Annotated in this window: 6 protein-coding genes; 3 read left to right on the top strand and 3 right to left on the bottom strand. The window is 59.2% G+C overall.

Going from position 1 to position 11,536, the window contains the following annotated elements:
- Positions 1 to 52 precede the first annotated feature (52 nt).
- The 3 genes from C7378_RS15850 to C7378_RS15860 are packed head-to-tail and all read right to left on the bottom strand — an operon-like array spanning position 53 to position 7,597.
- The gene (locus tag C7378_RS15850) at positions 53 to 3,196 is read right to left on the bottom strand and encodes a multidrug efflux RND transporter permease subunit (RefSeq protein WP_131998911.1); all 3,144 of its coding nucleotides are present in this window, start codon (positions 3,194 to 3,196) and stop codon (positions 53 to 55) included.
- Positions 3,197 to 3,199: 3 nt separating this feature from the next.
- A complete protein-coding gene (locus C7378_RS15855) occupies positions 3,200 to 6,313 on the bottom strand; it encodes a multidrug efflux RND transporter permease subunit (RefSeq protein WP_131998913.1) in 3,114 nt (1,037 codons plus the stop codon).
- A gap of 15 nt (positions 6,314 to 6,328) precedes the next feature.
- On the bottom strand, positions 6,329 to 7,597 hold the full coding sequence (locus C7378_RS15860; RefSeq protein ID WP_131998915.1) for an MdtA/MuxA family multidrug efflux RND transporter periplasmic adaptor subunit: 1,269 nt from the start codon (positions 7,595 to 7,597) through the stop codon (positions 6,329 to 6,331).
- A 233-nt stretch (positions 7,598 to 7,830) separates the two neighbouring features.
- Between C7378_RS15860 and C7378_RS15865 the strand changes: the two genes are divergently transcribed.
- The 3 genes from C7378_RS15865 to C7378_RS15875 are packed head-to-tail and all read left to right on the top strand — an operon-like array spanning position 7,831 to position 11,384.
- Positions 7,831 to 9,285, top strand: a complete 1,455-nt coding sequence (locus tag C7378_RS15865; RefSeq protein ID WP_131998917.1) for a UbiA family prenyltransferase — start codon at positions 7,831 to 7,833, stop codon at positions 9,283 to 9,285.
- Between the two features lie 25 nt (positions 9,286 to 9,310).
- Positions 9,311 to 10,630, top strand: a complete 1,320-nt coding sequence (locus tag C7378_RS15870) for an FAD-binding oxidoreductase (protein WP_131998919.1) — start codon at positions 9,311 to 9,313, stop codon at positions 10,628 to 10,630.
- On the top strand, positions 10,623 to 11,384 hold the full coding sequence (locus tag C7378_RS15875; protein WP_131998921.1) for an SDR family oxidoreductase: 762 nt from the start codon (positions 10,623 to 10,625) through the stop codon (positions 11,382 to 11,384). Before C7378_RS15870 ends, C7378_RS15875 begins: the two co-directional genes overlap by 8 nt.
- Positions 11,385 to 11,536 lie beyond the last annotated feature (152 nt).

Genomic DNA, 11,536 nt, shown 5'->3' on the forward strand with positions numbered 1-11,536 from the left:
TCTTAACCATCCGCATTATGAAGCAGATTACAGGAAAAGGGCAGCATGGAATTTAGTCGCCGGGGACAGCATTCGGCGATTTATGAGTTGGGACGCGCTCTCCCGATTCGAAACGCTTGCCGAAGCGCTGGACCCGAACCTGCAGCTTATCGAAGAAGAGATAGACCACGGGAGTGGTGAAGAGCGTGAGCATCTGGGAGACCAGGAGGCCGCCGACGATGGTGATGCCCAGAGGGCGTCGCAGCTCGGAGCCTGTGCCGGTGCCAAGCGCCAGCGGCAGTCCTCCAAGCAGCGCGGCTGCGGTGGTCATCATGATGGGACGGAAGCGGAGCAGGCAGGCTTGATAGATGGCTTGCTCCGGCGTCTTGCCCTGTTCCCGCTCGGCGACGAGCGCGAAGTCGATCATCATGATGGCGTTTTTCTTCACAATGCCGATGAGCAGGATGATGCCGATGATCGCGATCACGCTCAAGTCTGTATGGGTGATGAGCAAGGCGAGAATGGCGCCGACGCCAGCCGAGGGGAGCGTCGACAGGATGGTGATGGGGTGAATATAGCTCTCGTAGAGGATGCCCAGCACGATGTAGACGGTCGCCAGCGCGGTGAGAATCAGGAAGGGTTCGCTCGAAAGCGAGGACTGAAAAGCCTGTGCCGTTCCCTGAAAGCTGGCGTGAACGGCGCTGGGCATTCCAATATCTTCCTGCGCGATATTGAGTGCCGTAACCGCCTGCCCGAGGGAAACGCCAGGCGCGAGGTTAAAGGTGAGCGTGACGGCGGGGAACTGGCCCTGGTGATTGACGGCGAGGGCGGTTCGCGCGGAAGCAAACTTCGTAACGGCTGACAGGGGAACGGATTGCCCGGTCTGCGATTTGATGTAGATGTTAGCGAGAGAATCCGGATTGCGCTGATACTGCGGCGCGACCTCCATGACAACGTGGTACTGGTTGAGCGGGGTCAGCATGGTGGAGACCTCGCGCTGGCCAAAGGCGTCATAGAGCACGTTGTCGATCATCGCTGCACTGATGCCCAGGCGCGAAGCGGTGTCGCGGTCGATGGTCAGGTTTGCTGCGAGACCCTGGTCCTGCTGGTCGGTGGAAGCGTCCCGCAACTCGGGCATGGTGCGCATCTTGGCGAGCAGCCGGGGCGCCCACTCGTTCAGCAGTTTCAGATCTTCGCCTTCGAGCGTGTACTGATACTGGGCGTCGCTGGCACGTGCGCCGACACTGATGTCCTGGGCAGACTGAAGAAACAGTGCGACGCCGGGAATCTGCGCCAGCTTTGGCCGCAGGCGGTCGATGATCTGATCTGAAGTGACGCCGCCGCGCTCGTTGAGCGGCTTGAGGGTGATGAACATGCGGCCTACGTTCACCGTTGCGCCGCCGCCACTGCCGGCGAAGGCGATGACCGCCTGAACGCCGGGATCCTGCCGCACGATATTGGCGAGAGCGGTTTGCTTCACATGCATTGCGTCGAAGGAGATGTCCTGCGAGGCGCGAATGGAGCCCATGATGCGGCCCGTATCCTGTTGGGGAAAGAAGCCCTTCGGCACGAGGATGAAGAGATAGACATTCAGAAAGAAGGTGGCGACGGTGATGAGCAGAACCGGCCCCTTATGCGCAATCACCCAGCGGAGGCCGTGATCGTACCCGCGAAGCAGCCAGTTGAAGAATCGCTCGCCGGCAAGATAGAAGCGGCCATGCTTCTCCTGATCGTGAGGCTTCAAAAACTCGGCGCACATCATGGGCGTGGTCGTCAGCGAGACGAACATGGAGACGGCGATGGCCACGCTGAGAGTTACGGCAAACTCGCGGAAGAGCCGGCCGACGATGCCTCCCATGAGCAGAATCGGGATGAAAACGGCGATCAGCGAGGTGCTCATGGAGAGCACGGTGAAGCCGATTTCGCGCGAGCCCTTGAGCGCTGCCTCGCGCGGACTCATCCCCATCTCGAGATAGCGGCTGATGTTCTCAATGACGACGATGGCGTCATCCACGACAAAGCCGGTCGAAATGGTCAGCGCCATCAGCGACAGGTTGTCGAGCGAGTAGCCCAGCAGGTACATGACGCCGAAGGTGCCGACGAGCGATAGCGGGACGGCTACGCTGGGAATGATCGTCGCCCAGAAGTTGCGGAGGAAGAGGAAGACGACCATCACCACGAGGAGAATCGAAATGATGAGGGTGATCTCTACATCGTGCACCGCCGCACGGATGGTTACGGTGCGATCCAGTGTCACCTGCAGGTTGATGAGCGGTGAGATGGAGGCCTTGAGCGCCGGGAGCGCTGCGTAGAGGCGCTCGACGGTGGCGATCACGTTTGCGCCGGGCGCCTTGAAGACAATGATGAGGACAGCGGGCTTGCCGTTCGCCAGGCCTGCGGTGTGGATGTCGGCGATGCCGTCGGTCACCTCGCCGAGCTGGTCGAGACGTACCGGCGCGCCGGTTGCGCTGTTGTAGCCGGCGATTAGAGGGCCGTAGAGGCTGGCCTTCATGAGCTGATCGTTGGCGGCGATGGTAGACATCTGACCGCCGGACTTCAGATAGCCCTTGGCCGAATCCATGTTGACCGCGCCGAGCATGGTGCGGATGGCTTCGAGCCCGATGTTGTAGGAGCTCAGCTGTAGCGGGTTGAGCTCTACCCTTACCGCTGGCTGCGAGCTTCCACCGACAAAGTCTTCTCCGACCCCTGGGATCTGCGCGATCTTCTGGGCAAGGATCGAATCTGCGGCATCGTAGATCCTTCCCTTGGGAAGTTCATCGGAGGTGAGCGCCAGGATCATGATGGGCGCATCCGCCGGGTTGACCTTCCAGTAGTGCGGATTCTGGGGAAGGTTGGTGGGGAGCTGCCCGCGGGCCGCATTGATGGAGGCCTGCACGTCGCGTGCGGCGGCATTGATATCGCGGTCCAGGTCAAACTGCAGAGTCACCGAGGTGCCGCCGAGGGAGCTGGCAGAGGTCATCTGCGTGACGCCGGCGATTCTGCCAAACTGGCGTTCCAGAGGCGTGGCAACGGAGGAGGCCATGGTCTCCGGGCTGGCGCCGGGGAGATTAGCGTTCACGTTGATAGTCGGAAAATCGACTTCCGGCAGCGAGGCTACGGGGAGCAGCCCGTAGGCGACGGCTCCGGCGAGCAGCAGCGCAAAGCTCAGTAGCGTGGTTGCGACGGGCCGGCGAATAAATGGGGCGGAAAGGTGCATGCGCTAGTCCGCCGAAACCACGTGTTCATCATGGATACGCAGGCGGTCGCTCCGGGAGAAGCGCCGCGCCAGCTTATCGAAATAGAGATAAACGACAGGTGTGGTGTAGAGCGTGAGCACCTGCGAGAAGATCAAGCCGCCGACAATCGTGATGCCCAGTGGACGGCGCAGCTCTGCGCCCATTCCCGTGCCGAGAGCGAGAGGCAATCCTCCCAGCAGGGCGGCCATGGTGGTCATCATGATCGGCCGGAAGCGCAGCAGACACGCCTGATAGATCGCCTCTTCGGCGGGCTTACCCTGACCGCGTTCTGCCTCCAGGGCAAAGTCGATCATCATGATGGCGTTTTTCTTAACGATGCCAATCAGCAGGATGATGCCGATAATGCCGATCACGTTGAGATCCATCTTGAAAAGGATCAACGCGAGGATAGCCCCGACACCGGCAGAAGGCAGCGTGGAGAGAATCGTGATGGGGTGGATGTAGCTCTCGTAAAGGACGCCGAGCACGATGTAGACGGTGATAAGCGCGGCGAGAATGAGGATGGGCTCATTCGAAAGCGAAGACTCAAAGGCGGCGGCCGTACCCTGGAAGCTGGCGTTGATGCTGGCCGGCATTCCCATCTGCTGCTCGACCTGGTTGATCACCTGCACCGCATCGCCCAGCGAAACGCCGGAGGCGAGGTTGAAGGAAATGGTCGCGGCGGGGAACTGGCCGAGGTGATTGACGGCGAGCGGTGTGTGAGTTGAGCGGATTCTTACAAAGGTGCTGAGCGGAACCTGTGCTCCGGTCGATGAGGCAACGTAGATATTCTTCAGGTCGTCAGGGGTTCGTTCAAAGCTGGGCGGAACTTCAAGCACGACATGGTACTGGTTCAGCTGGGTGAACATGGTCGAGACCTGACGCTGGCCGAAGGCGTCATAGAGGGTATTGTCGATCGTCTGGATGGATACACCCAGTCTCGATGCTGTGTCCCGATCGATGACCACGTCTGTTTCCAGCCCGTTATCCTGCAGGTCGCTTGCTACATCGCGGAGCTGGGGCAGCTTCTGCAGTTCGGTGACGAGGCGCGGAACCCAGTCGTTGAGTTCTGCGCCATTCGCATCTTCTACGACGTACTGGTATTGGGTCCTGCTGACGCTGTCTGCAACGGTAAGATCCTGCAGCGCCTGCATGTAGAGCGTTATGCCCTCAACGTGCGCCAGTTTGTCCCGCAGGCGATGGATGATTTCGGGCGCGCGGCTCTTGCGATCTTCTAGCGGTTTGAGGTTGATCTGGATGCGCCCGCTGTTCATCGTGGTGTTGACTCCATCCACTCCGATGAACGAGGAGAGGCTTTCGACATCCGGATCCTGCAAGATCACATGGGCGAGTTCCTGCTGACGGCGTCCCATCTCAGAGAAGGAAATGGTCTGGGGCGCTTCCGAGATGCCGAGCAGCACGCCAGTGTCCTCGACGGGGAAAAAGCCTTTCGGCACGATGACGTAAAGGAAGATGGTGAGAGCGAGCGTGGCAATGGTGACGAGCAGCGTGGTTAGCCGGAAGCGAAGGACGACCTGAAGGGTGCGGCCATAGGCGGCAATGATGCGCTCGAAGATTCTCTCTGACCAGCGATATAACCTGCCCCGCTCGTGCTCCGGCTTGTGGCGCAGGATCTTGGCGCACATCATCGGGGTGAGCGTAAGGGAAACGACGGCGGAAACGAGGATGGTGACGGCCAGGGTGATGGCGAACTGGCGGAAGAGTCTGCCTACCACGTCGCCCATGAAGAGCAGCGGAATGAGCACCGCGATCAACGAAACGGTGAGCGAGAGAATGGTGAAGCCGATCTGCTCGGAGCCCTTCAGCGCTGCTTCCAGCGGCGAATCGCCCTCTTCCAGGTAGCGGCTGATGTTTTCGATCATCACGATGGCGTCATCGACAACGAAGCCGGTCGAGATGGTCAGGGCCATCAGGGTGAGGTTGTTCAGGCTGTACCCGAGCAGGTACATGATGCCAAAGGTGCCGACGAGCGAGAGCGGAACGGCCACGCTGGGGATAATCGTCGCCGCCAGGTTACGGAGGAAGACGAAGATCACCATCACGACGAGCGCAATGGTCAGCATCAGCTCGAACTGAACATCCTTAACCGAGGAGCGGATGGTGATGGTCCGGTCGGTCAGCGTAACTACATTGATGGAGGCCGGAAGGCTTGCCTTGAGGGCAGGCATCAGCTTCTGGATGCGGTCGACAACGCCGATGATATTTGCGCCCGGCTGTCGCTGAATGTTGACGATGACGGCCGGGACTTCGTTCATCCATGCGGCTTGCAGCGTATTCTCAGGGCCGTCGACAACATTGGCTACATCCTGGACCCGGACTGCCGCACCATTGCGATAGGCGATGACGATGGGCTTATAGGCGCTGCTGGTCAGCAGCTGATCGTTTGCGCCGATGGTATAGGACTGGCGGGTTCCGTTGAGGTTGCCCTTTGCCTGATCGACATTTGCGGCCGCCAGGGTATTGCGGATGTCTTCAAGGCTCAGGCCGTAGGAGGCGAGCTGAGTTGGGTTCGCCTGTACCCGGACAGCCGGCTTCTGGCCGCCAGCGATCGAAACAAGGCCTACGCCGGTGACCTGGGAGATCTTCTGGGCAAGATTGGTGTCGGCCAGATCCTCAACCTTGGTGAGCGGCATCGTGTCGGAGGTGAGGGCCAGAGTGAGAATGGGCTGATCGGCGGGGTTGACCTTGCTGTAGACCGGAGGGTTAGGCAGGTCCGCCGGCAGGAAGCTCTGTGCGGCATTGATGCCAGCCTGTACTTCCTGTTCGGATACATCGATGTTTTCGTCGAGACTGAACTCCAGCGTGATGACTGACCCGCCGTTTGAGCTGGTCGAGGTCATCTGGTTGAGGCCCGGCATCTGCCCGAACTGGCGCTCCAGAGGAGCGGTGACAGAGGATGCCATGACCTGCGGGCTTGCGCCGGGGTAGAAGGTGACGACCTGGATCGTCGGGTAATCGACCTCAGGAAGCGCCGAAACCGGAAGCTGTCGATAAGCCACGAAGCCCGCGAGCAGGATGGCCGCCATCAAGAGAGAGGTGGCTACGGGCCGAAGAATAAATGGTCGCGAAGGGCTCATACTCTGTCGGGGACCTCAGGAGCCCATCATGCCGGAATCACTGCCCGAGCTGATCCTTGGGCGGGTCTGTCGCTTCATGTCCATCTGGCGCGGGATCACCTTCATGGCGTCCCGCAGTTTATCTGCTCCATCCGTCACAACCTGATCGCCGGGCTTGAGTCCGCTGGCGAGGATGGTGGTTGCGCCTTCTGTCAGGTCAACCGTCACCTGTCGCATGGCAACCGTGTTGCCGGAGTTTACTACCCAGACATAATCGCCATTGGTGCCGTGCTGCAGGGCTGCCGCCGGCATGGTGATCGCTTTGGGCTGCGTCTCAAGGATCAGATGCACGTTTACAAACTGATTGGGAAAGAGCAACTCGGTCTTGTTAGCGAAGACAGCTTTGAGCTTGGCGGTGCCGGTGGTGGTGTCGATCTGATTATCCGCAGTGAGGAGTTCACCGGACGCGATGTGTTCAATGTCGTTGCGGTCATAGGCCTCAGCCTCAAGCGCCTGCCGGCCACGCATTTTGTTGAGCACCCTGGGAAGCTGGTCCTCGGGCAGAGTGAACACGACCGCTATGGGCTTGAACTGATTGATGATGATCAGGTTAGTGGTGTTCGCCGTGATGACGTTGCCGGGATCGACGAGACGCAGACCAACCCGTCCGCTGATAGGTGAGGTTACGTGGCAGTAGGCGACGTTCAGAGCAGCCGTGTCGATCGTGGCCTTATCTGCCTGGATCGCACCCTGGTATTGACCTAGATTGGACTCGTAAAGGTCGAGCTGCTCCTTCGAGACGACACCCTCGGAATAAAGAGCTTTGTAGCGGTTGTACTCTGCCTGATTGTTGCGCAGCTGGGCCTGATCCCGCGCGAGTTGTCCCTTTGCCTGGGCGAGAGCCGCCTCATAGGGACGTGGGTCGATAACCATCAGCTCATCACCCTTTGTCACATCCTGGCCTTCTTTGAAATTGACCTTCAGAAGCTCACCGGTGACTCGCGCCTTAACTGTGACCGTATAGTACGGGGTAACAGTTCCAAGGGCAGTGACATAAATCGGAATGGATTGCTGCTGTACGGCCGCCACCTGCACCGGCATGGCCATGTTGACAAGGGCTTCCTGCTTCTGCGCCGCTTCCTGCTTCACCTTATTGTTGGCCGTAGCAATGCGCCAGATGAAATAGCCTACGACCGCTGCCAGAAGCAGCAGAATGATGAAAGTGAGGCCCTTGTGTCTCTTCGGCGGAGCATCGTTGCTCTCGGAGACTTTATAAGCAGGCGGTGGTATCTGAGTCGATGACATAAACCCTTTTGCATTCCTTGGAGGAGTGGATCGGGACAGGGCGGAAGATAACTTCAGCCGGCTACCCTGATGTGACGGATCAGCTTGACTAAAGGTTTCTTAATTTCGGGATTCCGGGCACCGTCTGATTGCGCCAGAATTGAATTGGTGACCCGTAAACGGGATGATACGCTATTTCAGCAACGTTAGCCTCTTTTATCCACACCAAGCCAAACTGCTGAGGAGCAGGCCAGATGAGTCAGACCTACCTCCAAGAAGTCACGCCGGTGGCAGCTTCCAGACCCATTTGTGTCGACCTTGATGGCACGCTGGTCAAGAGCGACACGCTGATCGACTCTCTGTTGCTGATGATCAGGAAGCGGCCGGCAGCCCTGGCGAAGCTGCCAGGCTGGCTGCGGGGTGGCAAGGCAGCGTTTAAAGACCGGGTAACCCGCGAGGTCGCGCTGGACGTTGCGCATTTGCCCTATAACCGCCCTCTGCTCGAGTTTCTGGAGGAGCAGCGCGGCAATGGTCGCAAACTGTATCTGGCGACAGGGGCGGATAGCAATTTAGCTGTTCGCGTTGCTGCCCATCTGGGGATTTTTGAAGAGGTGCTGGCCAGCGATGGAAGCACCAACCTGACGAGCCACAACAAGCTGAATCGCCTGGAAGCCCGTTTCGAGGGCCTGGGCTTTGATTATGTCGGTAATGCCAGGCCCGATCTTCCTCTGCTTGAAAAGGCCGGCGAGGCGATGCTGGCGAACCCCGACAGGAGTTTGCGAGGGCTGGTTCGCTCGCGCAAGTTACGCATCAGCCGGACCTTTGAAGACCGCCGGCCTGCCGCAAAGGTTTTTCTGAAGGCGGTTCGCCTTCACCAGTGGGCGAAAAATGTATTGATCTTCGTTCCGCTGCTTCTGGCCCACACCCTTCGAGCCGGGGTGATTTTCAATGCGATCCTGGCATTCTTCTGTTTCAGCCTTTGTGCATCGGCTACATATATTGTTAACGACCTGCTGGACATTGAAGCGGATCGCAGGCATCCGAAGAAGCGCCATCGCCCGTTTGCCTCTGGAGACCTTTCTCCGCAGGCCGGAGCGGGGATCATTGCCGTGTTTATGGCGGTGTCTTTTTTCGGCGCGCAATTCCTCGCGCACGCCTTTCTCGGCTGGCTTCTGCTTTATCTGGTCACCACGCTGAGCTATTCGCTGGTGCTCAAACGGGTCGTGCTGGTCGATGTGATTCTTCTTTCCGGCCTCTATACCCTCCGTATGCTGGCGGGAGGAGCGGCAACCAAGGTTGTCATTTCACCCTGGCTGGCGGCCTTTTCTCTGTTTCTGTTCCTCAGCCTGGCCATGGTCAAGCGCTTCAGCGAGCTGCAGAACACCCGTGACCGCGGGCACACGCCTTCCAACGGGCGAGGCTATCTGCTGGTGGATATCGAGCAGATGCGCAGTTTTGGAACCGCCAGCGCCTATGCCTCGGTCGTGGTGTTCTCCCTCTACATCAGCGGCAAGGACGTTGCGGGACTTTATTCGCATGCCCAGCGCATGTGGCTGATAACCCCCCTGATGATTCTGTGGATCAGCCGCGTCTGGCTGCTGGCGTCGCGCGGCGAACTCGACGAAGATCCGGTCATCTTTGCCCTCACAGATAAGATGAGCCTGTTGATCGGAGCTGCAGTTCTGGTCATTGCGCTGCTCGCGCTTTAAGATTTACCGCTAACATTAGAGGAATATGGCACGCAATCCCCGCCCCCGGTTCGAATCCTGGGGCAGATACCCGAAACTCTATGCCGATGTGGTTCCCCTCAGCTGGGCGAGTGACTTCCCGCTGAAGCGACCCACGCCAGCCCCCCTGCTGCCTGTGGGTGCGGGACGCAGCTATGGAGACGTCTGCCTGCTGGATGGCGGTACGCTCCTCGCCACCCGCGGATTAGACCGCCTGCTGCAGTTCGACCCGCTGACGGGTGTGCTGCGATGCGAGGCCGGCGTTACGCTGGCGGAGATTCTCGACTTTGCCGTGCCCCGAGGCTTTTTCCTGCCGGTGACTCCCGGCACCAAGTACGTGACCGTGGGCGGGGCGATTGCCAATGATATTCATGGCAAGAACCACCACGTTGCCGGAACGTTTGGCAATCATGTGATCCAGTTTGAGCTTGTGCGCTCAGATGGCCACCACCTGCTTTGCAGCGCCGAACGCAACTCCGACTGGTTCTCGGCCACCATTGGGGGCATGGGACTGACTGGCCTCATCACCTGGGCGGAGATCCGGTTGCGCCCCATCGTGTCGCGGAAGATCAAGTACCAGGGAGATAAATTTGTCGGCATTGAAGAGTTTGTCGCGCTCTCGCGTTCCAGCGCCAACTCCGAATACACGGTTGCGTGGATCGACTGTGTAGCCACCGGGAAGAACTTCGCGCGCGGTATTTTCATGGCCGGCGATCACTCGGAGATTGCCGAGCCCCTGGTTCCGAGTTCTGAGCCATGGCTTACCTTGCCAATCGACCTGCCGGAGTTTGCTCTCAACCGCCTTTCAATCGCTGCCTTCAACACCCTCTACTACAGCAAGCAGCAGGCGAAGCAGAAGCGCGCCCTGGTGGACTACGAGCCGTTTTTCTATCCGCTCGATCAGGTCCTGCACTGGAACCGCATGTATGGAAAGAGCGGACTGCTGCAGTTCCAGTGCGTGATTCCATGGGAGGGCGATCAGCAGGGGATTACGCAGATCCTCAAAGCGATCACCTCGTCGGGTCTCGCCTCGTTCCTGGCTGTCATCAAGGTCTTCGGCGATGTTCCATCTCCGGGGTTGATGTCGTTTCCAAAGCCCGGGATAACGCTTGCGCTCGATTTTCCAATCCGCGAGGAGGTCAGTTTCGACCTGCTCGACCGGCTCGCCAATATCACGCTCGATCACGGAGGCCGCATGTACCCGGCCAAGGACGCACGGATGACCGCTGCACAGTTTCAGGCTTTCTATCCACAGTGGCGTGAGTTTTCCCGCTATATCGATCCAGCCTTCGGCTCGGCTTTTTGGAAAAGGGTTACGAATGGCTAAGTCGCAGAGTGATCTACCCAGCCGCGTACTCGCTCTTGGAGCGACCTCGGCCATCGCGATTGCGGTCCTGCGGCAGCTGGCCGTCAAGGGCGCCAGCTTCTACCTCGTCGCGCGCAATGGCGAAAAGATCGATACCGTGGCCGCGGACCTGCGGGTTCGCGGAGCAAGCGCCGTCCATACGCGGGTGCTGGACCTCGATAATACCGCCCTCCATCCGCAGATGCTGGCCGACTCTGCAGCGGCGCTCGGCACAATCGATCTGGCGCTCATCGCTCACGGAGTTCTGGGGGAGCAGGCGGATGCGCAAACGGATTATTCTCACGCTGAGGCAGTGCTGCGGACCAATCTGCTCTCGCCTGTCTCTCTGATCACGTGGCTTGCGAACTACTTTGAGGCGGCGCACAAGGGAACCCTTGCTGTCATCTCCTCGGTGGCAGGAGATCGCGGGCGCAAGAGCAACTATGTTTATGGGGCCTCCAAGGGCGGGTTGAATGTGTTTCTGGATGGGGTTCGCAACCGCATCGACCGCAGCGGCGTCCAGGTGCTCACTATCAAGCCGGGCTTTGTCTCCACGCCGATGACCGCGCACCTACCGCAGAACGCCTTGTTCGCTCACCCGAATGCGATTGCCGACGGCATCCTGAAAGCCATTGCGAAGCGTAAGGACGTGGTCTACGTCCCGGCCTTCTGGGGGCTGATCATGTTCGTGGTCCGGAGTGTGCCAGGCAGCATTTTCAAGAAAATGAATATGTAGGCTTGCTCCAGCCAAATTATTGCGCTGAATCACTTTGTGATTTGAAACATCTGAAATTGTAGATTCGTCCATTGAAACAGTGCCGGTCGGGAAGACGGCACACCCGGGCGCTCTCGAGGCGTCGCCACGCTATTCAGGCCGTGCTCAATCCG

It is taken from the genome of Acidipila rosea, assembly GCF_004339725.1.
Classification (GTDB): Bacteria; Acidobacteriota; Terriglobia; order Terriglobales; family Acidobacteriaceae; genus Acidipila; species Acidipila rosea.

What these genes read in the sequence shown, in the direction of transcription:
- C7378_RS15850 (WP_131998911.1), bottom strand. Translation starts at nt 3,196, where the DNA reads ATGCACCTTTCCGCCCCATTTATTCGCCGGCCCGTCGCAACCACGCTA.
- C7378_RS15855 (WP_131998913.1), bottom strand. Translation starts at nt 6,313, where the DNA reads ATGAGCCCTTCGCGACCATTTATTCTTCGGCCCGTAGCCACCTCTCTC.
- C7378_RS15860 (WP_131998915.1), bottom strand. Translation starts at nt 7,597, where the DNA reads ATGTCATCGACTCAGATACCACCGCCTGCTTATAAAGTCTCCGAGAGC.
- C7378_RS15865 (WP_131998917.1), top strand. Translation starts at nt 7,831, where the DNA reads ATGAGTCAGACCTACCTCCAAGAAGTCACGCCGGTGGCAGCTTCCAGA.
- C7378_RS15870 (WP_131998919.1), top strand. Translation starts at nt 9,311, where the DNA reads ATGGCACGCAATCCCCGCCCCCGGTTCGAATCCTGGGGCAGATACCCG.
- C7378_RS15875 (WP_131998921.1), top strand. Translation starts at nt 10,623, where the DNA reads ATGGCTAAGTCGCAGAGTGATCTACCCAGCCGCGTACTCGCTCTTGGA.